This window comes from Streptomyces sp. NPDC042201 (assembly GCF_055582185.1).
Map to the genome: position 1 here is coordinate 1 of NZ_JBVJDS010000005.1, position 26,264 is coordinate 26,264.

Genomic DNA, 26,264 nt, shown 5'->3' on the forward strand with positions numbered 1-26,264 from the left:
ATCCTCCGCCTTGCGATGCTCCCCCGTAGCCTGAACGGCACGGGAGGTACCCCCTCCACCGGACGCCGCGGGCTGATCCACGAAGATCGACCGGACAGGACCTAGCGCCCTAGCGCCGCTACCCCCTGTCCGCCGGTTCCTTGCGGGCAGGGGGTTTCTGGTGTGCGGTGCGAGGTGTCAGCGGCGGGTCAGATGCATGATCCAGTTGGTTAGCCAGGTCTGCTGGCCGTCCACCGAGAACGCCTGCTCCCAGCGAGCCGAGTCCGCCGTGATCTTCGACCAGATGAAGCGCGCCCGGATCTCCTTGCCGGCGTGGGTGTCGTCCCCGTAGAACTCGCCCCGGCCGTCGGTGAACCGTCCGACGACCGGGGGGAACAGCGTGCCCGTGCGCTTGCTCGCCCAGTACAGGGACCACTCCGCGCGCTCCGGGTCGTACAGGCGCAGCGTGAGCCCGGCGAAGCCCTTCGTCGGGAAGTCGATCTCGTCGAAGCTCGCCCCGCCGCCGAAGTGCCGGGAGGCGTGGCTGACACCGGGGAACTCCTCCCACGCGCTCACCTCGTCGAGGAAGTCCGTACGCCATCGGTTGGCTACGTCCCAGCTGCCGGTGAGGAAGTCGAAATCGCTGCCCGGAGCGTTCATGCGTGGTCTCCTGTGGTGCCCTCGGGGAGGGAGTTCGCGAGGTAGGCGTCGAGATCGGGTGCTTCGGGGGCGATCATGTGGCGTACCCACGCGTCGCGTTCGTGGAGGATCGGCGGCAGCTCCCATACGCAGCCGATCAGCGAGCGGTTCAGTTGGACGAAGTGCGTCGGATCGTTGTCCGGGCAGCCCAGGACCGGCTGGCCGGCTGCCGCGCCGCCGAAGTGCAGGACGTTGTCCCATACCCAGCTGTACGCGTTGAGGTACGCCCCGTCGTCCCCTCCCCGGTGGAGGACGACAAAGGTGGCCGGCGGTGTGCCGTCCGGTTCCGGGAGGAGGTCGGGGAGGATCGCGTACGCCGCCTTCTCGACCTCGGGATCGATACCGGCCGGATCGGCGGTGACGTGATAGCGCTTGACGCGGCGGCCGCCCACCTCGACCGGGGGCGGCACGAACAGCAGTTTCTCTGCGAAAGCCATGGCTGGACCGTAGGAGCGCTTCACTGACATCTTGTGTCAGTGAAGTCCAGCCGTCTTCTGTCGATCCTGCTGCTGCTCCAGACCAGGGGCCGGATGACCGCCGCCCAGCTCGCCGAGGAGCTGGAGGTGTCCGTACGGACCGTCTACCGCGACATCGAGGCGCTGCACCTGGCGGGCGTACCGCTGTACGGGGACGCCGGGCACTCCGGCGGCTATCAGCTGCTCGCCGGCTACCGCACCCGGCTCACCGGGCTGAGCGCCGGCGAGGCCGAGGCGCTGTTCCTGTCCGGCATTCCGGGGCCGGCCGCCGAGCTGGGGCTCGGCTCCGTACTCGCGGCCGCCCAGCTCAAGCTGCGCGCCGCGCTTCCGGCCGAACTACGCGCGCAGGCCGACCGGATGTCGTCCCGCTTCCATCTCGACGCGCCTGGCTGGTACGCGCCGGGCGACGAGGTTCCGTATCTGCCGCAGGTCGCCGACGCGGTGTGGCACAGCAGGGTGCTCGACATCCGCTACCGCCGCTGGAAGGAGCCGACCGATGTCGACCGGCGCCTGGAGCCGTACGGTCTGGTGCTCAAGGCGGGCCGCTGGTACGTGGTCGCGGGAGCGGGAGCGGGTGCGGGTGCGGGTGCGGAAGCGGGAGCGGGGCCGCGCGGGCCGCGTGACGTGGGTCCGCGTACGTACCGGATCGACCAGATCCTCGACCTCGCCGTACGCGACGAGAAGTTCGAGCCGCCGGACGACTTCGACCTGGCCGGCCACTGGCAGCGCCACCAGGCGGACTTCCACGCCCGCCTCCACCGGGGCCAGGCCGTCGTCCGTCTCGCGCCGCGCGTCGCGTCCCGCCTGTCGGAAGCAGCGGTGGGCGGGACCGTGACCGTCGAGCCGGACGGCTGGACCCGCGCGGTGCTCCCCATCGAATCGCTCGACCGCGCCCACGGGGAGTTCCTCGCGCTGGGCGCGGACATCGAGGTCATCGGCCCACCCGAACTCCGGGCGCGACTCGCCGAGACCACCCGGGTCCTGGCGGCCCGCTACGCCTCCGCCCTCACCCCCGCCTGACCGGTTGGCCCGCATGTGGCGAAGAGTACTCCGCCGCATGTGGCGAAGGGCCCCCTCCGCGTTCCCGGACGAGGCCCTTCGCCACACACGCTAGCGGCTAGCCGCACTGGCAGGGTGCGCCGGACTGGCAGCCGCAGCCGCAGCCCGAGCCGCAGCCGCATGCGCCGAGGACGGGCAGGTGCACCACTTCGACAGGGGCTTCCTGCTGAGGGTCGGTCGGGGCGGAATCGGCCATGGGATCCTCCTGAAAGGCGTGCACGGATGGCGCCTCTGCCCATTGCATGCCCATTGAGGCGGGCGCAGCAACGGCGCATTACGCACAAGCGCCGCCGTACGCCCTTCGCGCCCCTTCTGCGCCCCGCGCCCGCGAAGATCCGCCCGACAGGGCCTAGGCCCCCTCGACCGGCGTCTCCACCGGCTGGATGTCGCCCGCGTGCTCGCCCGTCACCAGGTAGACGACACGGTTGGCGACCGACACCGCGTGGTCCGCGAACCGCTCGTAGTAGCGGCCCAGCAGCGTCACATCCACCGCCGTCTCGATGCCGTGCTTCCAGCGGTCGTCCATCAGGTGCTGGAACAGCGTGCGGTGCAGCAGGTCCATCTCGTCGTCGTCCTGCTCCAGCTGGAGCGCCAGCTCGACGTCCTTCGTGATGATGACCTCGGCGGCCTTCGCCATCAGGCGCTGCGCCAGCTGCCCCATCTCCAGCAGCGTCGCGTGGAGGTCGTGCGGCACGGGGGACTGCGGGAAGCGGAGCCGGGCCAGCTTGGCGACATGCTGCGCCAGGTCACCCGAACGCTCCAGGTCGGCGCTCATCCGCAGCGAGGTGACCACGATCCGCAGATCGGTCGCGACCGGCTGCTGGCGGGCCAGCAGTGCGATGGCTCTGGCCTCCAGGGCGTGCTGGAGATCATCGACTTTCTGGTCCGCGGCGATCACGCTCTCGGCGAGCTTGAGATCGGAGTCGAGCATGGCGGTGGTGGCCCGCCCGATGGCGGAACCGACCAGCCGGGCCATCTCGACCAGGTCCTCGCCTATCGAGTCAAGTTCCTCGTGGTACGCGTCCCGCATGGGGTGTCCCTCTCTTGAACGTTCCTGCCGTGGAAGGGGGGCCGTGGGCCGGGGCCGTGAGCCGGGGGCCGTGGGCCGGGGCCCGTGCCCCCACGTTCCCACGTTCTGTCCGTTACGCGTCCGGCTCCTCCCGCACAAGTGAACCGGCACTTTCTCCTCGGTGAACTCTGGGCGACGAGTGTCCGAGGAGACACCTTGACCGCTGGGAGAGTGTCCGTACCCGCGCATAACCTGGATGCATGGACGTGAACGCGGCGGTCGCCGCAGTGGCAGCGATCGCCGGGGTGTGTACCGGCGTCATCGCCATGCTGGCGTTCCGCTGGAGCGAGCGCGACCAGGCCAGACCCACTCGTACCTCACTGCACACGGATGCCGTACTGCCCCCGGGCGTCGACACCGTGCTGTCCGTGCTGCGCTCCTCCGCGGTCGTGCTCGACGAGAGCGACTCCGTGGTCAAGGCCAGCTCCGCGGCGTACGCGCTGGGCCTGGTCAGGGGCGGCAAACTCGCTGTCGAGCCGATGCTGCACATGGCGCGTGACACCCGGCGGGACGGCGAGATAAGACAGGTGGAGCTGGACCTTCCGCGGCGCGGTACGGGCCGGGGCGAGGCGCTCGCCGTCTCCGCGCGGGTCGCCCCGCTCGGTTCCCGCCTCGTCCTGCTCCTGGTCGAGGACCTCACCGAGGCCCGCCGTATCGAAGCGGTACGGCGCGACTTCGTCGCCAACGTCAGCCACGAGCTCAAGACCCCCACCGGTGCGCTCTCCCTGCTCTCGGAGGCCGTCATGGACGCCTCCGACGACCCCGAGGCGGTCACCCGCTTCGCCGGCCGGATGCAGATCGAGGCGACCCGGCTCACCAACCTCGTACAGGAACTCATCGACCTCTCCCGGGTGCAGAACGACGACCCGCTGGAGGACGCCGAGCCCGTGCGCGTGGACGAACTCGTCGCCGAGGCCATCGACCGGTCCCGGCACGCGGCGTCCACCAAACAGATCACCATGGCTCCGGGAGGCACCGCCGAACTGCACATTTGGGGCAATCGTGGCCAGCTTGCCGCCGCTCTCGGTAATCTCGTGGAGAACGCCGTCAACTACTCCCCGGCCCGTACTCGCGTCGGCATCGCCGCGCACCGCGTCTCCGCTCCCGGCGGGGACCTGGTCGAGATAGCCGTGACCGACCAGGGCATCGGCATCTCGGAGAAGGACCGCGAGCGGGTCTTCGAACGCTTCTACCGCGTCGACCCCGCCCGCTCCCGAGCCACCGGCGGTACGGGGCTCGGCCTGGCCATCGTCAAACATGTGGCTGCCTCGCACGGCGGGGAAGTCACCGTATGGAGCTCCGAAGGCCAGGGCTCCACCTTCACCCTGAGGCTGCCCGAGGCGGCCGCCGTACGGGACCGCACACCCACCGGCCCGGACGAAGACGACCGGCCCTACGACACCGACTCCAGCCTCGAGCTGGCTCCACCGACCGTGATTCCTGCCCCGGAGGTCCTTCCGTGACCCGAGTGCTCGTCGTCGAGGATGAGGAATCCTTCAGCGACGCCCTTTCCTACATGCTCCGCAAGGAAGGCTTCGAGGTTGCCATCGCGACCACCGGGCCCGCGGGGCTCGACGAGTTCGAACGCAACGGCGCCGACCTCGTCCTCCTCGACCTGATGCTGCCCGGCCTGCCGGGCACCGAGGTCTGCCGGCAGCTGCGCGGCAAGTCCAATGTCCCGGTGATCATGGTGACCGCCAAGGACAGCGAGATCGACAAGGTCGTCGGCCTGGAGATAGGGGCCGACGACTATGTGACCAAGCCCTTCTCCTCGCGCGAGCTCGTGGCCCGTATCCGCGCGGTTCTGCGCCGCCGGGGCGAACCGGAGGAGGTCACTCCTGCCGCGCTGGAGGCCGGTCCTGTCCGGATGGACGTGGACCGCCATGTCGTCACGGTCTCCGGGGGCAAGGTCGACCTGCCGCTCAAGGAGTTCGACCTGCTGGAGATGCTGCTGCGCAACGCGGGCCGGGTGCTGACCCGGATGCAGCTGATCGACCGGGTCTGGGGCGCGGACTACGTGGGCGACACGAAGACGCTCGACGTCCATGTGAAGCGGTTGCGAGCCAAGATCGAACCGGACCCGGGAGCGCCGCGCTATCTGGTGACGGTACGAGGCCTGGGCTACAAATTCGAGCCGTAAACCGGCCTCGGCCGGGTCGGGCCGGAGCGGGTCGGATGGGGTCAGGTCGGGCCAGAGCGGGTCGGGCCGGGTCACCTCGGCCCGGACTGAGTCCGGCACCGCGCCGACGAGGGCCGGCAGAGATGTGGCGCCCCGTCCCGGGAGACCCGGGTGGGGCGCCACAGCCACGTCCGGGACGTGTGCCGTGCCTGTGTGCCGTACTGCTTTGCGTCTGCCGGGCTGTGTGTCGCGTGCCTCAGCCGGCCGTGTGCGAGGCGGACGAGGAGTCCGACGGCATGATGGCCGAGCCGGGCTGCCCGGACTCCGACGCAGAGCCTGACGGCGTGCCCGACGGCGTCCCCGAGGGGGTACCGGAAGGCGTGCCCGAAGGGGCCGCGGGCGGCGTGGGCAGCGCGCTCGGGCCGACGCCCTTGAAGTACGTGTTCGAGGGGAAGACGAAGGCGCGCAGGCTCACGTCACCGGTCTCGCTGAACGCGAACACGACCTGCTGTGCGTCGCCGTCCCGCCCGGCCTCACGGCCGTCCACGATCACGGCGGAGGCATTGCCCGCGCCGCCGAGCTGGACCCAGCCGAGGGCCGGCACGGTGATCGGTCCTGAACCCTTGGCCGGCGAGAGCTTCACCGTGGCACGGGTGCCGGGCAGCGTGATCGACTCGAGGGTCTGCTTGGTCTTGCCGTTGTTGAAGAGCGTGCCGGTGACGACCGCCGGGCCCGGCGTATCGGCCTTGGGCTGGGTGATCACCGTCGCGTTCTGGATGGTGATGTCGCCGATGGACGTGGCGGCGTTGTCCGGCTTGACGCCGAGTGTCTGCGCGTTGTTGCCGGCGGCGCACGCGGTGAGCGTGGCGAGCGAGAACACGAGGGCAGAAGCGGCGAGGGCGCCGCGTCGAAGGCTGCGGCTCACGGCGGCGGCAACTCCTAGGACGTACGGACGGAGGGGCAGGGGACGAGCTGTGGCGGTCTCAGGGTGTACAGGGTGTATCAGCGGGCTCAGGTTACCGAGCCGTCCTGACCGCCCCGCACCCGACCCGCCCCCCACGGGCTCCCCGACGGGTTCCCGGCCGATTCCGGACCCCGACCCGCACCCCATCCCGCATGCCATCCCGCGCTTGATCACGCGGTTTCGCGCGCCGTTCACATAACGCCGGTGATCAATTATCCGGCCGCCACACATTCCTTACGAATACCGTGCACAGGAGCCGTGGTGATCAAATTCAGAATCCCCCGCACTTCCGCTGCACTTCCCCCGCACTTCCGTCCGTACGGGTGACCGACATCCGAACGGAGTACGGGAACTGCACCGTCTGGAATCCGGCAAATCGGGACGTTCAGCCTCTTCGGAGGGTGTTGTGCGGTGGGTGGCGCGTGCGTTTCTTCGCGCCCGCGTAGCCGCTCCGACCTGCGAATACCCCCTTCCGGAAGCCGCTCGCAGCACGTTCGTGTCGCTGTTGTCAAGCCCCGAGATGCGCCCTGACCTGCGAAAACGCCATTCAGAAGAAGCCATTCTCGTGTTACCCTGGATAGCCACGGAAGGGGTACCTGTCACATGACGTTCAAGGTAGGCGACACCGTGGTCTATCCCCATCACGGGGCCGCGCTGATCGAGGCAATCGAAACTCGCCAGATCAAAGGCGTGGACAAGACCTACTTGGTGCTCAAGGTCGCCCAAGGCGACTTGACGGTACGTGTACCGGCGGACAATGCGGAGTTCGTCGGCGTGCGCGATGTGGTCGGTCAGGACGGGCTGGACCGGGTCTTCGAGGTGCTCAGGGCACCGTACGCAGAGGAGCCGACGAACTGGTCCCGTCGATACAAGGCAAATCTCGAAAAGCTCGCCTCCGGCGATGTCATCAAGGTCGCTGAAGTCGTGCGTGACCTGTGGCGTCGGGAGCGCGAGCGCGGACTCTCCGCAGGCGAGAAGCGCATGCTCGCGAAGGCGCGACAGATTCTTGTCAGCGAACTCGCTCTCGCGGAGAACACGAATGAAGACAAGGCCGAGGCTCTGCTCGACGAGGTCCTCGCGTCCTGAATCATGACGCTGCCGTTCCAGCAGCGCATGACGTCACAACGAACAACGCAGTGAATGCCGTGGTGCCCGCTGACCAGCTATGAGGGAAAAGCTGTGTCGCCGGGCGCTGCGGCATGTCCGCAAACCCGCACCCCGTCCGACACTCCGTACACATCCCCCGTACACCTTCACATGCGCTGATATCCGCGTGTGTGTGTCTTGTATACCGCGTGCCCCGGCAGCGGAACACCGCGACCGCGATGCGCCACGGCCCGGGCGGCCGGTGCGGTTCGTCTCGACCATGTGTCACGGAAGGGTCCGGTCAAGGCGTCGCGCCAGGCACGCTGAGGCCATACCCATGTCGGCCGAGGAAACAAACCTGCCGGAGTGCAACCGATGTCAGACGAAGCCCGCCCCCACCGCACCGCCGCGGTGATCCCCGCAGCAGGCCGGGGGGTACGGCTCGGCCCGGGCGCCCCCAAGGCGCTCCGCACGCTGGGCGGCACCCCGATGCTGATCCACGCCGTCCGCGCGATGGCCGCCTCCCGCGCCGTCTCGCTCGTTGTCGTGGTCGCGCCCCCCGACGGCGCCACCGAGGTGAAGAACCTCCTCGACGAGCACGCGCTGCCCGAGCGGACCGACTATCTCGTGGTGCCGGGAGGTGACACCCGACAGGAGTCCGTACGGCTCGGTGTCGAGGCGCTCCCCGACGGCATCACCACCGTCCTCGTCCATGACGCGGCCCGCCCGCTCGTGCCCGTGGACACCGTGGACGCCGTCATCGAGGCCGTACGCGACGGAGCGCCGGCCGTCGTGCCCGCGCTGCCGCTCGCGGACACCGTCAAGCAGGTCGAGCCCCGGGAGAAGGGCGAGCCGGAGCCGGTCGTCGCCACCCCGGAGCGGGCCCTGCTGCGCGCCGTACAGACCCCGCAGGGCTTCGACCGTGACACGCTCCAGCGCGCCCACCGGACGGTGCTGCCGGTCGGCGAGGGCGCGACGGACTGCGCCGGTATGGTCGAGCGGCTCGGCGCGCCCGTCGTGGTCGTGCCCGGCCACGAGGAGGCGTTCAAGGTGACCCGGCCGCTCGATCTGGTGCTGGCCGAGGCGGTTCTCGCCCGAAGGAGGGCCAACGATGGCTTCTGACGTCCCGCTGCCCGTGTCCGTATGCCTGCCGCAGGTCGGCATCGGCACCGACATCCACGCCTTCGAGGAGGGCCGCGAGCTGTGGTGCGCGGGCCTGCTCTGGGAGAACGAGGGACCGGGACTGGCCGGCCACTCCGACGCGGACGTCGTCGCGCACGCGGCCTGCAACGCGCTGTTCTCCGCCGCGGGACTCGGTGACCTCGGCGCCCACTTCGGCACCGGACGCCCCGAGTGGTCCGGAGCCTCGGGACTCACCCTCCTTACGGAGGCGGCCCGGATCGTGCGAGACGCGGGTTTCACGATCGGCAATGTGGCCGTACAGGTCGTCGGTCTCCGGCCGAAGATCGGCAAGCGCAGGGAGGAGGCGCAGAAGGTCCTCTCCGAGGCTGCGGGCGCCCCCGTCTCGGTCTCCGCGGCCACCTCCGACGGACTCGGTTTCACCGGCCGCGGCGAGGGACTGGCCGCCATCGCCACGGCGCTGCTGGTCCGTACGGACTGACCTGCTCGAAATAACCGCGGCGGTCCGTGAGTTGAGGAAGTTCGGCGGGTAGGCGTATGCCCGTCAGTCATCAGACAGGCCTCAGTCATCAGGAAGGTACTCATGGCAGCCGCACTCTCCGAGCAGCTCAAGCAGGTCCTGGACGGACCCGTCTTCGTCAACATCGCCACCATCCAGCCCGACGGCAGCCCGCAGGTGTCGCCGGTCTGGGTGAAGCGAGACGGCGACGACGTGCTCATCTCCACCACGGTCGGCCGGCGCAAGGAGCGGAACCTGCGCCGCGACGCCCGGGTGACGGTTGTCGTGCAGCCCTTCGATTCCCCGTACACGTATGCGGAGATCCGCGGCTCCGCGACGCTCACCACCGAGGGTGGCGAGGAGCTGATCAACGAGCTGTCGCTCAAGTACACCGGCAAGCCGTACGCGGAGTTCAACCCGACCTCCGCCGAGGACAGCGAGCGCGTGGTCGTCCGTATCACCCCACGCAAGGTCGTCGGCCGGCTCTGAGCCGGCCGACAGGCCCGGGAGCGAGCACCGGCAGCTGGCCGACAGGCCCGGGAGCGCGCACCGGCCGAGGAGCCCAAAAGCGGCCGATGAGCCCAAAAAATGACTGATGGCACGGCCGCGCGGCCATTAGTGTCACGCTTCGGTGTCCCCGTGGCCCAAAGGGTCGCGGGGCACTACCCCTGGCGCACTACCCTGGTCGCGTGACTATTCGGCTGTACGACACCGGCGCCCGGCAGATCCGTGACTTCTCCCCGCTCACGCCGGGCTGCGTCTCGATCTACCTGTGTGGCGCCACCGTGCAGGCCGCCCCGCACATCGGGCACATCAGGTCGGGACTGAACTTCGACATCATGCGCCGCTGGTTCGCGTACCGCGGCTACGAGGTGACGTTCATCCGCAACGTCACGGACATCGACGACAAGATCATCGCCAAGTCGGCCGCCCAGGGTCGCCCGTGGTGGGCCATCGGCTACGAGAACGAGCGCGCCTTCAACACGGGCTACGACGTCCTCGGCTGCCTGCCCCCCACCTACGAACCGCGCGCCACCGGCCACATCACCGAGATGATCGAGATGATGCGCGGCCTCATCGAGCGCGGCCACGCCTACGAGGCCGACGGCAACGTCTACTTCGACGTCCGCTCCTACCCCGGCTACCTGGAGCTGTCCAACCAGGACCTGGACGATCTGCGCCAGCCCTCGGGCGACGGCGAGACCGGCAAGCGCGACCAGCGGGACTTCGCGATGTGGAAGGCCACCAAGCCCGGCGAGCCCAGCTGGGAGACCCCCTGGGGACGCGGCAGGCCCGGCTGGCACCTGGAGTGCTCGGCGATGGCCCACAAGTACCTGGGCAGCGCCTTCGACATCCACGGCGGCGGCCTCGACCTGATCTTCCCGCACCACGAGAACGAGATCGCGCAGGCCAAGGCGTACGGCGACGACTTCGCCATGTACTGGGTGCACAACGCCTGGGTCACCATGAGCGGCGAGAAGATGTCCAAGTCGCTGGGCAACTCGGTGCTGGTCTCCGAGATGGTCAAGCACTGGCGCCCCATCGTCCTGCGCTACTACCTCGGCACCCCGCACTACCGTTCGATGATCGAGTACAGCGACGAGGCCCTGCGCGAGGCCGAGTCCGCGTTCGCGCGCATCGAGGGCTTCGTCCAGCGCGTCGTGGAGAAGGCCGGCGGGATGGTCGAGGCGGCGGACGAGGTGCCGCCCGCCTTCGCCGAGGCCATGGACGACGACCTGGGTGTCCCGCAGGCCCTCGCGATCGTCCACACCACCGTCCGGCAGGGCAACTCCGCGCTCGCCGCCGACGACAAGGAAGCCGCCGTCGCCCGGCTCGCCGAGGTGCGCGCCATGCTCGGCGTCCTCGGCCTGGACCCGCTCGACCCGCACTGGGCCGGCGAGACCGACCGCGGCGAGGATCTGCACGGCGTCGTCGACACCCTCGTACGACTGGTGCTGGAGCAGCGCGAGTCGGCGCGCGGCCGCAGGGACTGGGCCACCGCGGACGCCATCCGGGACCAGCTCCAGCAGACCGGACTCGTCATTGAGGACGGCCCCGCAGGCCCGCGCTGGACCCTCGGCCCGCGCTGACCTCGCCCGATGTGCCGCCCGGTCCTCCGGGCGGCACACTTGCGTACGCTGTTACGCAACGCTGTTACACACAGGAACTTTGCGTACGGCTCGTACGCACGTCTGAAGCAACGAAACAGGTAGGTCATGGCCGGGAACAGCCAGCGCAGGAACCGCCGCACGTCCAACAAGAAGGGCGCGCAGGTCGGCAGCGGTGGCAAGCGACGCCGCGGCCTTGAGGGCAAGGGCCCCACGCCGCCCGCGGCCGCCCGCAAGGGCCATGTCCAGAACCGCTCCGCCAACGCCAAGGCCAAGCAGACCGCCCGGCGCCAGATCGCCCGCCGGGGCGGCAAGGGCACCAGCGAGATGGTCGTCGGCCGCAACCCCGTCTTCGAGGCGCTGCGCGACGGCGTGCCCGCCTCCATGCTCTACGTCCAGCAGTTCATCGACAACGACGAGCGCGTCCGCGAGGCGCTCCAGCTCGCGGCGGACCGCGGCGGCATCCACCTGATGGAGGCCCCCAAGCCCGAGCTGGACCGGATGACGAACGGCCTCAACCACCAGGGCCTCGTCCTTCAGGTCCCGCCGTACGAGTACGCGCACCCCGAGGACCTCGCGGCCGCCGCCTTCGACGACGGCGAGGACCCGCTGATCGTCGCGCTCGACGGTGTCACCGACCCGCGCAACCTCGGCGCCGTCGTCCGCTCCGTCTCCGCCTTCGGCGGCCACGGCGTCGTTGTACCGGAGCGGCGTGCCGCCGGGATGACCGCCGGTGCCTGGAAGTCCTCGGCCGGCGCGGCGGCCCGTACGCCCGTCGCCCGCTGCACCAACCTGACCCGCACCCTGGAGGCGTACCGGAAGGCCGGCGTCGTCGTCGTCGGTCTGGCGGCGGACGGTGAGTCGGAGGTCGGTGACCTGGAGGCCCTCGGCGGCCCCGTCGTGATCGTCGTCGGCAGCGAGGGCAAGGGCCTGTCCCGGCTGGTCGGCGAGACGTGCGATTTCCGCGTACGGATCCCCATGCCGGGCGGCGCCGAGTCGCTGAACGCGGGAGTCGCTGCCGGAGTGGTGCTGTACGAGGCGGCCCGCCGACGCGCCTGAGGTTGCGGGGGCCGGGGGCCGGGCCGGGGCTTGCCCGGCTGGGGCCTGCTCGGCTCCTCGAACGGGCCGCGAACGGCCCCCGAAGGGCCACTCGAACGGGTCACGAGTAGCCCCCGAGGGGCCACTCGAACGGCCCTGCCTGGTGATCTTGACGGGCCTCGGACATTTCCCGCGCGTCAAGGCAGTGTCCTAAACACAAGTCACTCGGTTAGATGAGTGTGGACACCAGAACGCCCCGGCCCGGGTTCGACGATCAGCCCCCGCTGAGCATGCTCAAAGTGGACTGCGATCCCGCGCAGGTCATCGTGAACCACGCCAGCTTCCGGGTGAAGCTCGCATCGCGCCAGCGCCCCAGCCCCGCACGTGCCGCGGCGGACGCCGCGCGTATCCCCGCCATGAGCGGCGCGGCCGCCGGCAGGGCGGCACGCCGCAGGGCTCCCGTCGTCTGGAGCGGCAGGTCGGCTCCGGGCGACCCCGCCGCGACCGGACTCCTCCAGGCCGTACGGAACTCCTCCGTGCGCCGGGCGGGCGGCGGCTACAACGACGTATCCGGAAGGGGATACAACAGCGGAGCCACCCAGGTCATCCCCCGGCCCGGCTTAGAGGACGACTCCACGATGCCGACGCCCGTCGTCGGCGGACCAGGACCCGGCGGACCCCGCGGATCCCGCACCGGGACCACCCCGCTGCTGCCTCCCATGCGGCGGGCCGTCGGTGCCTACGACGCACCCGAGCCGGACCCGTACGGAGACTCCGGCACCGGCATCGGCACGGACTTCGGCGCGGACTTCGGTACGGACCCGTACGGGGACTCCGGCACCGGCGCGGACTTCGGTACGGGCCCCGGCCCCGCCCCGCACGGCCGGCCCCGCTCCCACCGGCACACCCCGGAAGCCGTCCGGCACGCCTACTACCCCGGCCGCCGGATGAACCTCGGCGTGGTGCTGCTCCCGCTCCGCGTCTTCCTCGGCTTCATCTCCATCTACGCCGGCATGGGCAAGCTCTGCGACCCCGTCTTCTTCGACGGCGGCGAGCGCGGCTCCATGGCCAAGTGGCTCAACTCGCTGCATCCCTGGGCCCTCGCGGAACCCCTCAGGGACTTCGCGCTCTCCCACCCGGTCGGCGCCGGGCTCAGCATCGCCTTCCTCCAGGTCGTGGCCGGCGTCCTCACCGTCCTCGGCCTCTGGCAGCGCGTCGCCGCCTCCTTCGGCGCCCTGCTCTCGGCCGCGCTGCTCCTCACCGTCAGCTGGCGGACCGTGCCGGCGTACGACGCGCCGGACATCATCTATCTCGCCGCCTGGTCCCCGCTGATCATCGCGGGCGCCCCCGTCTACTCCATGGACGCGCGGCTCGCGGGCGAAGCCTGGCGCAGGCTCGGACCGCGCTCGGAGATCTGGGACCTGCGGCGTCACGTTCTGCGCCGCGGCTCGGTCGTCGCGACCGTCGTCATCGGCCTCACGCTCGTGGTCGGCTCGGTCCTCGGCGGAGCCGTACGGTCCTCCGACATGGTCACCGTGCCAGGACCCGACGTCGACCCCGTCAACCAGCTGCCGGGCATCCCGTTGCCCCAGAAGCCCGGCCGCGGCGGCGCGTCCGGCACTCCCGGCGGCGACCCCAAGGACGGCAAGAAGTCCGAGCCGTCGGCGAGCAGGTCCGGCAGCCCGTCGGCCTCGCAGTCCGCCCCCGGCGACGCCACGGCCCCCAGGACCGGCGGCGTCAGCACCGGACAGACACAGCAGCAGCCCAGCCAGACCCAGGGGACGGGCCAGCAGCCCCCGCAGCCCGGCCGGCAGGCCCCGCCGCCGTCCAGCAGCCAGGGACCGTCCACGACGGGCGGTGCGGGCGATGGAAGCACCGGAGGCAGCGGCGACAGCGGCGGCTCAGCCACCGGCGGCTCCTCGTCGGGCGGGGGCGGCGGCAGTAACAGCAACCCCATCGGCGGGCTGCTCGGCTGACGCCCACGGCACACAGGCGGGAGGGGCGGCCACCCGGTCATGGGTGGCCGCCCCTCCCGCCTGCATTCAGTACGACACTCGTATTACCTGTGCCGTATTGCGTGCGCTGTCTGTATGCGTCAGCGAGCCCCGGCGGCAAGCTCCTTGGCCGCCTCCGTGAGGTCCTTCGCGGTGTCGATGGCCCGCCAGTACGCCCCGTTCGGCAGCGGGTAGCCCGCGAGCCGGCGCTCGCGCGCGAGCCGGGGGAAGGTGGTCCGCTCATGGTCGCCGCGGTCCGGCAGCAGCCCGACGAAGGCCGCGGAGAACACGTACACACCCGCGTTGATCAGATAAGGCGACGGAGGCGACTCGATGAAGTCGAGGACATGGCCGAACTCGTCCGTCTCGACGGCTCCCCACGGGATCCGGGGGCGGGCGAGGGCGAGCGTGGCGGTGGCATCGCGCTCGGCGTGGAACGCGGCCATGTCGCGCAGCGAGAAGCGCGTCCAGATATCGCCGTTGGTGGCGTACCACGGCTGATCGGGCTCCGGCAGCCGGGCAGCGGCGTACTTGAGGCCACCGCCACGCCCCAGGGGCTCGGTCTCCACCACGGTGGTGACACGCAGCGGAAGGTCCGCCGAGTCCAGCCACTCCTGCAGGACCTCGGCGAGATGGCCGCACGAGACGACGGCGTGCGTCACGCCCTCAGCGGCGAGCCAGGCAAGCTGATGGCCGATGATCGGGGTTCCCGTTCCGGGAATCTCGACCATCGGCTTGGGACGGTCATCGGTGTACGGGCGCAGCCGCGACCCCTGGCCGCCCGCGAGGACCACGGCCTGCGTCGGATACGTATGCATGCCGTGAACCATAGGCGGGGCGGACAGGGAGCCGGCGGTCAGCTCCCCGCGGTCTGCTGGGAGACCCCGTACGCGAACGACGTGTCGCACACGGGACGCGAGAACGACTGCGCGCGGGTGGGTCCGTACGCGGCCACGGCGGCGCGGCCGAGGGCCCGGGCGATCGACATGCAGTGCCGGGCGAGCGACGGGCGCTCCTCGATCCGCCGCTGGAGATGGGTCAGGGCGATTCCCGGATCCTTCTCCTGGAGTTCTACGAGAAGCTGGTCGCGCAGAGTGTCCTGGGGGGTGCGGGCGATGGCCGGGACCGAGGCGGTGTCCGAGGAAGCGGTCAGAATCCGCGAGTCGGAGTGGTCGGCCGCCCACGGGACGCGGGCGACCGCGAGGGTGCCGGAGAGCACCAGGACGACGGGCAGTACGAGAGCGAGAGTTCGGCCGATACGGCGGGCTGTGTGGGTCACGCTGGCGAGCGTAGCGGTCAGTAATGATTTGGCGACATTTAGTCACTCTGCCGGGGGATGGTTCGATAGGTTTTTTCGAATCCAGTGTTGACGAGCCCGTCTGAAATGACCGGTCTGCCGGGGTATTTATCGACATACGCAAACGGCCCCGCACCGAAGTGCGGGGCCGTGCGGACGAATTCGGGCCGTTGCGCGGCGCGAACGCGTGGGTGTGCAGGTAGATCAGTCAGTCAGACGCTCGCCGGTCGAGGTCGAGAAGACGTGCGTCTCGCCCGCGCGCGGCACGACGTGCAGCGTGGCGCCCTTGTCCGGCACGGAGCGGCCGTTGACCCGGACCACGAGTTCCTTCTTCTCGCTGCCGAGGTCGGCGGTGCCGTAGACGTAACCGTCGGCGCCCAGCTCCTCCACGACGTTGACGGTCACGGCCAGACCGGCCGGGGCGTCCTTGGAGAGCGCACCGGCGGCGCCAGCCTCCTCGACGATGTCGAAGTGCTCGGGGCGGACACCGACCGTAACGGTGCTGTCGCCCTTGTCCGCGGCGGCGGAGAGCGCCTCACGGGAGACCGGGACGATGCTGTTGCCGAACTTCACGCCGCCGTCGGTGATCGGCACCTCGACCAGGTTCATGGCGGGGGAGCCGATGAAGCCGGCGACGAAGAGGTTGACCGGGCGGTCGTACATGTTGCGCGGCGAGTCCACCTGCTGGAGCAGACCGTCCTTGAGGACCGCCACCCGGTCACCCATGGTCATGGCCTCGACCTGGTCGTGGGTCACGTACACGGTGGTGATGCCGAGGCGGCGCTGCAGCGAGGCGATCTGCGTACGGGTGGAGACACGGAGCTTGGCGTCCAGGTTCGACAGCGGCTCGTCCATGAGGAATACCTGCGGCTCACGCACGATGGCGCGGCCCATCGCGACACGCTGACGCTGACCACCGGAGAGCGCCTTCGGCTTGCGGTCCAGGTATTCGGTGAGGTCGAGGATCTTCGCGGCCTCTTCGACCTTCTTGCGTATCTCCGCCTTGTTCACGCCGGCGATCTTGAGCGCGAAGCCCATGTTGTCGGCGACGGACATGTGCGGGTACAGCGCGTAGTTCTGGAACACCATCGCGATGTCCCGGTCCTTCGGCGGCAGGTGCGTGACATCGCGGTCACCGATACGGATGACGCCGCCGTTGACGTCCTCAAGACCCGCGAGCATGCGCAGGGAGGTCGACTTGCCACAACCGGAAGGACCGACGAGGACGAGGAACTCGCCGTCCGCGACATGAAGTTCGAGCTGGTCGACAGCGGGCTTGGTGGAACCCGGGTAGACACGGGTTGCCTTGTCGAACGAGACAGTTGCCATGGTGATGTGTCCCTCCACCGGCAGGAACGTGCCGGACGATCCGAGTAAAGGAATGGTTCTGCCGCCGTCGGGCGGAAGATGGGTCTAGTCCACCTGGGTGAACTTGAGGTGACGCTACCTGGCGATCCCTGATCTGTCAGTAGTCCGGCGGACATGAAATTCCCGACCGGCCGGTGATCCAGGCCGGTTACACTGCTCGCGCACGCCTCCTTAGCTCAGTTGGCCAGAGCAACGCACTTGTAATGCGTAGGTCGTCGGTTCGAATCCGACAGGGGGCTCCGCGAAGCCCAGGGCAGATACCCGCTGACCTGGGCTTTTCGTTTGCCCCGGATGTGGCGCGTCACACATCCGAGGACAGAGGCATGGCGTGCGTGAGCGACGCGTGAGCGGGGTGGGCTGGGGCCCCTACTTCCTGGGCTTCTTTCTGGCCTTCTTCTTGGCCTTGACCTGGCCCTTTGCCTTCTTGGCCGCTTCCCGAGCCTTCTCGGCCTCGGCCGGTAGCCGTTGCTACAGATCTCGACCCGCTTAGCGTGCTGAACGACCTGGGCGAGGTCCCTGGTGGCAGAGCGTACGAGGATCGCGTCACCGCGTATGCGGCCGTGCCCGGGACGTGCACTGTGGATGCCCGAAGCGACCGCGACGATGCGAGAGCCCGTGGCGAGGGCTGCCTCGACATCCCGCGGAGTATCCCCGGCGACGGCCAGCAGGTCCGGCCGTTGGAGGGCGTCAGGTCAGCACCGACGACACCCAGCCGTCCTGTGCGGAGGCTGCCTCGAGGATTGGGGGGTAACCCCGCACGGGTTCGAACCTCGATTCTCCGCCATGCTCTCACCGGGCCCTACGACGTTGTCCTTTTTGGGCCCACCGGACCTGAGCGCAGCGCCTCGGCAATGGCCCGGCCGGTTTCTCGGGCCGTGAGATACGGACGCACGTCGTGCGCCTTGGCGCCATTGTGGATCGGGAGATCATGAACGCGTTCCCCGAACGACGGCGCCAATTCCTTTGCCAGGGCGACTACATCGCCCTGGTCAGCGATGTTGGTCCAGCGTTTCACGGGACTCGGCCAGAGGGCGCGGCCGTTGGTGGGGCGGGGGACGAGGCGCTCAAAGACGAGGTTGCGTACAGCCAAAGGGGAGCCGAGCGTCACCAGTGTCAGATCCGGCCACTTAGGGTGGGCGTGCAACGCCTCGTACGCGGCTACTGTCCCGAGCGAGTGAGCGACTATTACCTCGGTCTCAGGAGTGACGCGCCGGGCGATCCTGTCCTGGACGCCGGTACGCAAGTCGGGCTCCGTGAAGTATCGGCGCACCTGCCGAGCGCTGGAGATCATCATGCGCTCGCTGAACCCTGCAAAGAAGGACGAGTGACTGAGCGCGTTCAGGGCGCGCTGGACGAGGTGGGGGGTACGCAGCCGGGCCGGGGAGCCCGGGCCCGCGACTCGTCTCTCAAGCTCCGACGCGGATTGCCACCACTGGAGCAGCAGTTCGCGCTCAAGGCCGTCCTGAACATCGGAGGCGTCTATTTCCGGGGCACCGAGTCCGCGGTGACCGGCGGGGCGGAAGAGGTCGCCGTAGAAGGCCATGGAGACCTCATCGCGCGTCACACGGAGGTCGGCCGCCAGAGCAAGGCCGTCACTCAGCGCCGGATACCAGTTGGCCAGCAGCGTTTCCGGGCCCTTGACCTCTTGGGCGATACCGTGGACCAGGACGATACGGGTCAAGAGGCACTCCGCTTCTTCGCATGTCCAGTGAGGCGAAGCGCGACGACTCCCATGTCGGTCGCGACGCAAACCCGTCCGTCGCTGTCGACCGCGAGGCCGTTGATGCCACTGCCGATGTCGAGTTCGGCCGTCCAAGAAGGAGAGCCTGTCTCCCAGACCCGCATCAACCCATAGCGGTCGGCGGCGACCATGGTGAGTGTGCCGTCGATGTCCACGGCGCGGATTGCCCGCACCGCCGAGGGGAACGGTTCAAGCTCCACGCCGACGTCGTCCCCGCCGGCCATGTCCCAGAACCGTAAGCGCCCGTCACCCGCTCCGGAGATGACGACGTCCCGGCTGTCCACTTGCGCGATCTCCAAGCCGAACGCACCCATCTCGTGGCCGGCGAGCGGCTCACCGTAAGGCATGCCCGTGCGAAGATCCCACAACCGCACCGTGCCGTCGCGGGAGGCACTCGCTACAACGTGCCTATCGCCGACCGCCTTCGACCGTACGGTCATCACGTCGGCGGTGTGACCGGTCATCGGGGGGCACAAGGGGGCCTGTGTGTGCACATCCCAGCTGTTGAGCGCGTAGTCGCCGGCGACCGACACCACTACGGCACGGCCATCCATCATCTGCAGACAAGCCCGCCACGACGTACCTGAACGCTTACCGAGCCGCCTCCGGGACTCAAGACTCCACACCTCCGCCTCCGCCCAGCTGTTGCGCACCATCACGCTGTCGCCGTTCAGCCGGACCGTCGCCGAATCCGTGATCGCCTGCGCCCCTGACGTGAGGTGAGCCGCCACCTGGCGGCCGTCGTCGAGATCATGTGTGCGTACGACGCCGTCTGTTGCTCCTGTGACAACAACCGCTCTGCTGCGTGAGGCCCGAAGGATGTCGACCGATACCAGTCGCTGGTCGGCGCCGCACAACGGCTCTCCCACAGGACGCATGGCGGCCACATCCCAGATTCTTACGTCTCGTGAGGTGGCGATCACCGTCACCGGCATCCCGTCGACCTGAGCGAACAGCGGCGCCGCGCGTGTAAAAGCACGGCCCCTCCTCGTGAATCCTTCTAGCGGCGGTCCCAAAGGGGCGCCCGTATCCAGGTCCCAGATTCGAACGGTATCGTCGAACGCAATACTCGCGACGACAGTTTTTCTTCCGACTCGACCGAGGGCTCCCGCCATCACGTATTCGGTGTGCCCGAGGAACGGACCTCCGACGACAGAGCGGTTTACCACGTCGTGCGCATACACGTTGTTCCCCTCAAGGGTGGACACAACCACCGGGGACGTGCCGTGAAACGCCACGCCGACAGCCCGAGCTGAGGCGGTGAGTTCCTCCACGTTGAAATGCACATGCGGTACAACCGACCGCGGAGCCCCACGACCGCTCACTTGCCAGACATAGGCATGGTCCAACGAGGTCGCGAGAACAATCTCCATTCCTTTGCCGGCCCGACGTACAGCAAGGTGATAGATGCCGCCGATGTGCCCCACCAGCGGAGCGCCGAGCGGCTCGCCGGAAGCGACATCCCAGATTCGAACGGTGCCGTCCTCGCCGCCGCTGACCACAACCGGCTCGCCATCCAGCTCGCCGAATGCCGCACAGCGCACCGCGTTGGTGTGCCCCGTCAGAGGAGGCCCCAGCGGCTCTCCCCGGAAGGGATCCCAGAGCCGCACCGTGGTGTCGGACCCGCCCGTCGCGACGATCGCTTGTCCGGACGCGATTCCGAAGGCCACGGCGGACACTTCGCCGGAATGCCCCTCCATGGGGCTGCCGATCTGGCTGCGGGTCCGCAGATCCCACAGCCTGGCGGTGCCATCCTCGCCGCCCGTAACGACCATGGGGCGGCCTTGAATGTCGCAGAACGCCGTGGAACAGACCGGACGTGTATGGCCCTCATCCGGTTGGTCCGCCGTCAGGTCCCAGATACGCGCGGTGCGGTCCTCGCTCACTGTGACCGCCAAGGATTCGTCTCCCCGGTCGGTGAGAGCTGCCGCCGTGATGCCCTCGACGTGCCCGCGCAGTGGATGTCCCAGCGGCTGAAGCGTGCGGAGATCCCACAGACGTGCTTCGTGGCGCCCGCTGCTCAAAGCGACGGGACGGCCGTCGAACTCCCCGATCACGGCGGAGGCGACCCCACTCATGGCCCAGTACACGTGGGCCATGACCGGCTCACCTATCTGGCGGCGCTCGGTGAGATCCCACCGGCTGAGCATTCCCGCTCCGTCTCCGATCAATGCCACCGTCCTGTCACCCAGGCGTGCCAGGCACACAGCGGTGACGGCTGCCGCCGGGCCGATGAGTGGACTCCCGTCGAGACGCGCATCACCGCCATCGAGGAGCTCACTCAGATCCCACACGTAGACGGCCTTGTCGTCGCCTCCGGTGATCGCGATGGGGCGCCCGTCCAGTTCGCCCAGGTCAGCGTCCCAGACTGTCCGCTTATGGGCGGTTAGACCACAGCCGAGCTGCTCTCTGCGAACGAGGTCCCAGATGCGCGCCGTGCCGTCGGCGCTGGCTGTCAGTACTACCGGGTGCCCGTGGACCGCGCCCACCACGATACTTTCGACGCGGTTCGTGTGCCCCGTGAGCGCCTGGCCGTATTCTTGGCCCGCCGAAAGGTCCCAGATCCTTACAGTGCCGTCCTCCGCGCCGGTCAGAGCAACGGTGTAATCGCCAAGATCGCCGATGGCGATAGCACTCACCGCGATTCCCACTGACAGTGGATCGCCGATCTGCCGTTGCGAAGTGAGATCCCATACCAAGGCCGTACCGTCCACACTTCCGGTCACAGCGATGGGGCGCCCGTCAAGATCCCCGACCGCGACACAGCCGACCGTCTTGTGATGACCGTTGAGCAGCCTGTGCACTCCGCTGGTCGACCACCATGCCCAGCAGGCAGACCACGGAAGCGAAACACCCAGTTCACCGATCCGGTCAGCCAGTTGATCGGCCTCACAACGGCGGGCGGACAGCTGTAGATCAGCTGCCCGCTCCCCCATCGCGCGGTCACCCGTCAGCCGGTGCGCGACCTGCTCGTACGAGCTGCGGATACGTCTCGGCCCCTCGCCCTCGATCGAAGTGAACGCCCCTAACAGAGCGAGAGGTTCACTGGCGAGCAGGAACCCAGGGTCTTCGACAAGCTCGGCGAGCACTCCCGCCGCGGCTGCGTGCGTTGCCAGATGCTGACGAACATATGGAACGGCCACGAACCAGTCGGGTCGAGCGTACGACGAGCCTGGAACAAGAGAGTTGAGTGCTTCGACCACCGACCGCTGTACGTCCTCGGGCAGCCGGTCCGCGGTCGCGCGCAAATGCTCAGCCAGCGCCTTATGGTAAAGCCGGTAGGCCGAACGCCGGTCGTCATCGATCACTTCGGCGATGTACGCCTCAGCGACATCCAGGGCCCAGGAGACGTCCTCCTCCGTACAGACGATTCCCGAGATCGCCGAACTCAGCGCCGTCCAGACCCGTCCCCGGGGAAGTCCTTTGCCTTCGGAGAATGCAAGGGCGAGCAGCATGCGGCGCACCCGTGGCTCGTCAGGTCCGAAGCGGGCCAGGTAGTCGTCGAATGCCTCGCCGATCTCACTCGGCAGTGCCTCGGCCCAACCGGGTCGGCCGATATCCACGGGCGTCTGGTCCGACCGCAGGGTACGTGCGGTCGTTCTCGCATAGAGGTAGACACCTGCGGCTTTCTCAGCAACACCCCTCGCGACGGTCCTGGCCAGGTCTCGTTGGCCACGATATGGGGTGCGTACATCGGGCTCCTCGCTGGCGAGAAGCACTCGGGTCACGTATCCGGCCACATCGTCCTCGCCGGCGCGGAACTCGTTCCGATCCAGGTCCATGCGGGTGAAAGTGGGGCCGAGGGGCGCGACCAGTTCGTGGCGGGTGCCTACGAGAAGCCGTACGCCCTCGATCTCGGACATGGGGCGCAGAAGTTCCCGGGTAATCCGGCGCGGCTCCCCGTGTCCGCCCGCGTCTGCGGCGGTATCCGACCCCGCCTCATCCACGGCGTCCACGACGATGATCAGAGGCGGCCCATGGCGGCCGCGCCTGGTCAGCTCCTGAAGTAGCGCAGCCGCGCCGTCCGCTTCCGCACCCAGGGCGGTTGCGAGTCGTTCCACGATCTCTTCAAGCCGCTTGTGACGAGCGTGTACGGCCGCTGTCACACATCCGGGGGGCACTACGGTCCGAGGATCGACACCCGCGAGGTCGAGCCGCGAGCGGTACCGGCTGTCCGACAGCGCGACGATCCTGCCGAGGACCGCGGACTTCCCACAGCCCGGACTGCCAGTGACCACCCGCCCTCGGCCGTCTCCGTCCAAAGCGGTCAGCCACTCCACGAGTTCGGACAGCACGCGCACACGTCCGCTGAAGTACAAGCCTTGCTCCGACTCGAACTCAACACCACGCGAGCGTGGTCCGAAGTGCTCGGTGAGATCCTGTGCGACCACCCGGCGCTGCACTTCGAGGTCGGTGCCGATGGGCGGCAGTTCTTCCTCGTATCCGGAGTTGGGCAGGAAGGGCGCCAACCCGGTGACGAGTCCACTGGCCAACTCGGCCCGCTGGCCGCGTCCGTCTGCCTCAAAACGCTCGTTGACCGCCTTCACCAGTTCAGTGAGGTCGAGATACTGCTGCCGCTGACCGGTACGCCCTGTCGTTGTTGCCACCGCCTCGCCGAGTGCGGCCACGAACGCGCCGTCTTCGGCGATGTCCTTGCGTCGCGCGGAGGCGAGGAACCACAGGCCCGTCGAGTCGGCGTCCGCATTGCGATAGGCGATAGTCCGCAGTGCGACTGCTGATGCCTCCGCGCCTCCCGCGCTGCCTGCGCATGTGTCGAGAATGAGCAGAAGATGCCGTAAGTTGCCCCTGCAAAGAATGCGCACCAGCTCTTCGGTGGGCAGGGCCGTGGTCACGAGATCCCCGTCCCGTGAATCCCAACAGAACAGGTAGTGCCGATCACGTTCCTCCACGGCACCGTGGCCCGCGAAGTACACAACCACCACGTCATCCATGGTCAGCGCGGTGTCCTCCGACCAGTGGGCCAGTTTCTGGCGGATCTGCTCGGCCCCGTCGTACTCACCGAGCCCTGGCAGAACCGACTCGAACCCGAAGGCTGCGAAGAGTTCGGCAGTCGCACGAATGTCGCCCGGCACGGATCGCAGTTGTTCATCCTCAGGGAGATGCCGGTACCGACCGCTCCCCAGTGCTATGAAGAATCGCCGACGCACTTAACCCCCACCGAGAGGTGCCAAAACCCTGCGTCGACTGTAGCGATGCGATCAGGTGCTGCACCCGGCCGGTTGAAGATTGATGCTGTGCGTCAGCTCTGCGCTGACAGCCTCCGTGAGGCTGAAAAAGGCGAACTCCGCTGTTCTCTGATCGGCTGGATTTCACGCGCCGGTCGACCTCCCGAAGAGCGCCGAGGCGGACGTGATTCCCTGGCAAGGTGCTGGCGGAGTTCGCGCGTGATGACCGAGCGCTGCGCAGGGTGGTGGAACCGAACTCCGGAAGTCGAATACCACGCATGACGGGCTTGCGGGCCTGAGGGGACGGTTGCGGGTCATGAGCTGGTAGGGGCGCCGGGAGCCCGGGCCGGTGGTGGGGGCCTGGGCTTTCGTGCGTGGTTCAGCGGCCGGAGATGCGGTTGGCGGTGCGGGCTATGGGGTGGGTTGTGGTGGTACGGGCGGTGGATTCTTGGCGGTCGGCGGTGCGGTAGGCCGCGTACATGCCGTGGACGCCGAGCCAGCGGAAGGGCTCCGGTTCCCATTTGCGGACCTTGTGGTTGACCCAGGGCAGGGTGGTGAGGTCCGTGGGGCCCGACTGGCCGGAGTCCTGCTGGATCAGGTCGCGGAGGGTGCGGGCCGCGAGGTTGGTGGTGGCGACGCCGGAGCCCACGTATCCGCCGGCCCAGCCGAGGCCGGTGGAGCGGTCGAGGGTGACGGTGGCGCACCAGTCGCGGGGGACGCCGAGGACGCCGGACCAGGCGTGGTCGATGCGGACGCCCGCGGTGGTGGGGAAGAAGCGGACGAGGATGTCGCGCAGGGCTTCGATGGTGGCGGCCTGGGTGCGGCCGTCGTTGTCGGTCTTCGAGCCGTAGCGGTACGGGTAGCCACGGCCGCCGAGGGCGATGCGGTCGTCGGCGGTGCGCTGGGCGTACATGTAGGTGTGGGCCATGTCACCGAGGGTTTCGCGGCCGTCCCAGCCGATGGTGTCCCAGATGGCGGCGGGCAGGGGCTCGGTGGCGATCATCGAGGAGTTCATCGGGAGCCAGCTGCGGCGGGCGCCCTTGAGGGCCGCGGTGAAGCCTTCGGTGCAGCGCAGGATGTAGGGCGCGCGGACGGTGCCGTACGGGGTGATGGCGTGTTTGGGCTTGATCTCGGTGACCGGGGTCGATTCGTGGATGGTGACGCCGAGCGCTTCTACGGCCGCGGCGAGGCCCTTGACCAGCTTGACGGGGTGTAGCCGGGCGCCGTGCGGGGTCCAGCTGGAGCCGACCGCGCCGGTGACGCGGACGCGGTCCGCGGTTTCGCGGGCGCCGTGGAGGGTGCGGTCGGTTTCGCCGAAGGCGATCTCGGCGGCGTGGTGGGCCTTGAGGCGGGCGAGCTGGGCCGGGGTGTAGGCGACTTCCAGGACGCCGCCCTGGTGGATGTCGGCGTCGATGTTCTCCTCCGCCGCGACGCGGACGACTTCGTCGACGGTGTCGTTCATGGCCTGCTGGAGGCGTACGGCGGAGTCGTGGCCGTGGAGCCGGGCGTAGCGGTCGCGGCCCGCGATGCCGTTGTAGAGCCAGCCGCCGTTGCGTCCTGAGGCGCCGTAGCCGCAGAACTTGGCTTCGAGGACGGTGATGTTGAGGAAGGGGACGGCCTTCTTGAGGTAGTAGGCCGTCCAGAGGCCGGTGTAGCCGCCGCCGACGATGCAGACGTCGGCGGTCGCGTCGCCGGGGAGTGGCTCCCGGGGGGCGGGGATGCCGTCCTGCGCGTACCAGAAGGAGATGCCGCCGTTGATCGTGCTCGTCATGAGGGTGTTCGTACACCGTTGTTCGTATTTTTGTCCAGGTTCTGCCGGGGGCGGCGGCCGCGGGTGAGGGGGTAGCAGGCGAGACCGATGAGGACGGCGGCGAAGTGGCCGAGGTCGGTGAAGCTGCGGCTGGTGAAGAGCGGGGTGCCGAAGAAGATGAGGACGACGGCCAGATAGGGCAGGTGCCAGGGGCGGGGGACGCGGTAGGTGAGGACGGCGACGACTCCGGCGAGGGCGTAGCTGACCCCGACGTCGAGGGTGTTGAGGGCGGATTGCGGGGCGTGGCCGTGGTGGATGGCCCAGCCGAGGACACCTTCGCTGATGAGGGTGGCGCCGATGTGGGCGAGGGCGGCGACGGCGAGCCAGCGCGGGGTGCCGAGCCAGTGTTCCGCGGGGGCGTGGAAGAGGGTGTAGAGCAGGGCGTAGGGGAGCCAGCTGCCGCTGTCGATCCAGAAGGCGCTGGCGATGAGGACGCGGACGGGGTTGGTGGACAGTTCGTGGATGTTGGTCGAGCGCTGGAGCAGGAATTGCTTCTCGAATTCGGGCGACATGTGGTGGAGGGCGACGGTGGTGACGAAGAGGGCGGCCAGCCAGAGGTAGGTACCGGGGGCGCGCGTGATCCAGGTACGGACGGTGTGGAGGATGCGGCGCATGGGCCGATTCACGCACGG

General features: G+C 68.9%; 21 protein-coding genes, 1 tRNA gene and 1 pseudogene. 11 read left to right on the forward strand and 12 right to left on the reverse strand.

Annotated elements, in window-relative coordinates:
• Nucleotides 1-177 precede the first annotated feature (177 nt).
• Both ACZ6MZ_RS13635 and ACZ6MZ_RS13640 read right to left on the reverse strand, forming a co-directional pair.
• Nucleotides 178-639: a hypothetical protein gene (locus tag ACZ6MZ_RS13635; RefSeq protein ID WP_469351813.1), complete on the reverse strand. Its 462-nt coding sequence runs from the start codon at nt 637-639 to the stop codon at nt 178-180.
• A complete protein-coding gene (locus ACZ6MZ_RS13640; RefSeq protein ID WP_469351815.1) occupies nt 636-1,115 on the reverse strand; it encodes a hypothetical protein in 480 nt (159 codons plus the stop codon). The genes ACZ6MZ_RS13635 and ACZ6MZ_RS13640 overlap by 4 nt, the downstream gene beginning before the upstream one ends.
• A gap of 39 nt (nt 1,116-1,154) precedes the next feature.
• Between ACZ6MZ_RS13640 and ACZ6MZ_RS13645 the strand changes: the two genes are divergently transcribed.
• The gene (locus tag ACZ6MZ_RS13645; protein ID WP_469351817.1) at nt 1,155-2,174 is read left to right on the forward strand and encodes a helix-turn-helix transcriptional regulator; all 1,020 of its coding nucleotides are present in this window, start codon (nt 1,155-1,157) and stop codon (nt 2,172-2,174) included.
• Nucleotides 2,175-2,562: 388 nt separating this feature from the next.
• Here ACZ6MZ_RS13645 and phoU read toward each other — a convergent pair whose 3' ends face one another.
• Nucleotides 2,563-3,243, reverse strand: coding sequence for a phosphate signaling complex protein PhoU (gene phoU, locus ACZ6MZ_RS13650; protein WP_384192845.1), 681 nt, complete (start codon nt 3,241-3,243; stop codon nt 2,563-2,565).
• Between the two features lie 239 nt (nt 3,244-3,482).
• Here phoU and phoR point away from each other — a divergent pair, with 239 nt between their 5' ends.
• Both phoR and phoP read left to right on the forward strand, forming a co-directional pair.
• Nucleotides 3,483-4,745, forward strand: a complete 1,263-nt coding sequence (gene phoR, locus ACZ6MZ_RS13655) for a two-component system sensor histidine kinase PhoR (RefSeq protein ID WP_389790026.1) — start codon at nt 3,483-3,485, stop codon at nt 4,743-4,745.
• Nucleotides 4,746-4,750: 5 nt separating this feature from the next.
• Nucleotides 4,751-5,422, forward strand: coding sequence for a two-component system response regulator PhoP (gene phoP / locus ACZ6MZ_RS13660; protein ID WP_023540733.1), 672 nt, complete (start codon nt 4,751-4,753; stop codon nt 5,420-5,422).
• Between the two features lie 235 nt (nt 5,423-5,657).
• Here phoP and ACZ6MZ_RS13665 read toward each other — a convergent pair whose 3' ends face one another.
• The gene (locus ACZ6MZ_RS13665; protein WP_469351820.1) at nt 5,658-6,326 is read right to left on the reverse strand and encodes a DUF461 domain-containing protein; all 669 of its coding nucleotides are present in this window, start codon (nt 6,324-6,326) and stop codon (nt 5,658-5,660) included.
• Between the two features lie 642 nt (nt 6,327-6,968).
• Here ACZ6MZ_RS13665 and ACZ6MZ_RS13670 point away from each other — a divergent pair.
• The 7 genes from ACZ6MZ_RS13670 to ACZ6MZ_RS13700 all read left to right on the forward strand — a co-directional run bounded on the left by ACZ6MZ_RS13670 (nt 6,969) and on the right by ACZ6MZ_RS13700 (nt 14,212).
• Nucleotides 6,969-7,451: a CarD family transcriptional regulator gene (locus ACZ6MZ_RS13670; protein ID WP_003953493.1), complete on the forward strand. Its 483-nt coding sequence runs from the start codon at nt 6,969-6,971 to the stop codon at nt 7,449-7,451.
• A gap of 375 nt (nt 7,452-7,826) precedes the next feature.
• A complete protein-coding gene (ispD, locus tag ACZ6MZ_RS13675; RefSeq protein WP_384192853.1) occupies nt 7,827-8,573 on the forward strand; it encodes a 2-C-methyl-D-erythritol 4-phosphate cytidylyltransferase in 747 nt (248 codons plus the stop codon).
• Nucleotides 8,563-9,072: a 2-C-methyl-D-erythritol 2,4-cyclodiphosphate synthase gene (gene ispF / locus ACZ6MZ_RS13680; protein WP_469351822.1), complete on the forward strand. Its 510-nt coding sequence runs from the start codon at nt 8,563-8,565 to the stop codon at nt 9,070-9,072. Before ispD ends, ispF begins: the two co-directional genes overlap by 11 nt.
• Before the next feature lie 102 nt (nt 9,073-9,174).
• Entirely contained in the window at nt 9,175-9,579 is a 405-nt protein-coding gene (locus ACZ6MZ_RS13685; protein WP_469351823.1) for a PPOX class F420-dependent oxidoreductase, read from the forward strand.
• A 200-nt stretch (nt 9,580-9,779) separates the two neighbouring features.
• On the forward strand, nt 9,780-11,180 hold the full coding sequence (gene cysS / locus ACZ6MZ_RS13690) for a cysteine--tRNA ligase (protein ID WP_384337168.1): 1,401 nt from the start codon (nt 9,780-9,782) through the stop codon (nt 11,178-11,180).
• A gap of 126 nt (nt 11,181-11,306) precedes the next feature.
• The gene (gene rlmB / locus ACZ6MZ_RS13695) at nt 11,307-12,257 is read left to right on the forward strand and encodes a 23S rRNA (guanosine(2251)-2'-O)-methyltransferase RlmB (RefSeq protein ID WP_384192862.1); all 951 of its coding nucleotides are present in this window, start codon (nt 11,307-11,309) and stop codon (nt 12,255-12,257) included.
• Between the two features lie 212 nt (nt 12,258-12,469).
• A complete protein-coding gene (locus ACZ6MZ_RS13700) occupies nt 12,470-14,212 on the forward strand; it encodes a DoxX family membrane protein (protein ID WP_469351826.1) in 1,743 nt (580 codons plus the stop codon).
• Nucleotides 14,213-14,331: 119 nt separating this feature from the next.
• Here ACZ6MZ_RS13700 and ACZ6MZ_RS13705 read toward each other — a convergent pair whose 3' ends face one another.
• From ACZ6MZ_RS13705 to ACZ6MZ_RS13715, 3 genes are all read right to left on the reverse strand, one after another.
• Entirely contained in the window at nt 14,332-15,048 is a 717-nt protein-coding gene (locus tag ACZ6MZ_RS13705) for a nucleotidyltransferase family protein (protein WP_384178625.1), read from the reverse strand.
• A gap of 38 nt (nt 15,049-15,086) precedes the next feature.
• The gene (locus ACZ6MZ_RS13710) at nt 15,087-15,509 is read right to left on the reverse strand and encodes a hypothetical protein (protein ID WP_384178628.1); all 423 of its coding nucleotides are present in this window, start codon (nt 15,507-15,509) and stop codon (nt 15,087-15,089) included.
• Between the two features lie 222 nt (nt 15,510-15,731).
• A complete protein-coding gene (locus ACZ6MZ_RS13715; protein ID WP_389790040.1) occupies nt 15,732-16,856 on the reverse strand; it encodes an ABC transporter ATP-binding protein in 1,125 nt (374 codons plus the stop codon).
• Nucleotides 16,857-17,060: 204 nt separating this feature from the next.
• On the opposite strand from ACZ6MZ_RS13715, the gene ACZ6MZ_RS13720 reads away from it, so the two are divergent.
• A tRNA-Thr gene (locus tag ACZ6MZ_RS13720) sits at nt 17,061-17,134 on the forward strand.
• Nucleotides 17,135-17,470: 336 nt separating this feature from the next.
• Here ACZ6MZ_RS13720 and ACZ6MZ_RS13725 read toward each other — a convergent pair.
• The 5 genes and pseudogenes from ACZ6MZ_RS13725 to ACZ6MZ_RS13745 form a co-directional block, all read right to left on the reverse strand.
• Nucleotides 17,471-17,584: pseudogene (locus tag ACZ6MZ_RS13725) on the reverse strand (HAD hydrolase-like protein); the annotation flags it as partial.
• Nucleotides 17,585-17,694: 110 nt separating this feature from the next.
• Nucleotides 17,695-18,576, reverse strand: coding sequence for a hypothetical protein (locus tag ACZ6MZ_RS13730; protein ID WP_469351829.1), 882 nt, complete (start codon nt 18,574-18,576; stop codon nt 17,695-17,697).
• The gene (locus tag ACZ6MZ_RS13735) at nt 18,573-23,804 is read right to left on the reverse strand and encodes a caspase family protein (protein WP_469351831.1); all 5,232 of its coding nucleotides are present in this window, start codon (nt 23,802-23,804) and stop codon (nt 18,573-18,575) included. The genes ACZ6MZ_RS13730 and ACZ6MZ_RS13735 overlap by 4 nt, the downstream gene beginning before the upstream one ends.
• A gap of 397 nt (nt 23,805-24,201) precedes the next feature.
• Entirely contained in the window at nt 24,202-25,593 is a 1,392-nt protein-coding gene (locus tag ACZ6MZ_RS13740; RefSeq protein ID WP_469351832.1) for an NAD(P)/FAD-dependent oxidoreductase, read from the reverse strand.
• A complete protein-coding gene (locus ACZ6MZ_RS13745) occupies nt 25,590-26,246 on the reverse strand; it encodes a rhomboid-like protein (protein WP_469351839.1) in 657 nt (218 codons plus the stop codon). The genes ACZ6MZ_RS13740 and ACZ6MZ_RS13745 overlap by 4 nt, the downstream gene beginning before the upstream one ends.
• Between the last annotated feature and the right edge of the window lie 18 nt (nt 26,247-26,264).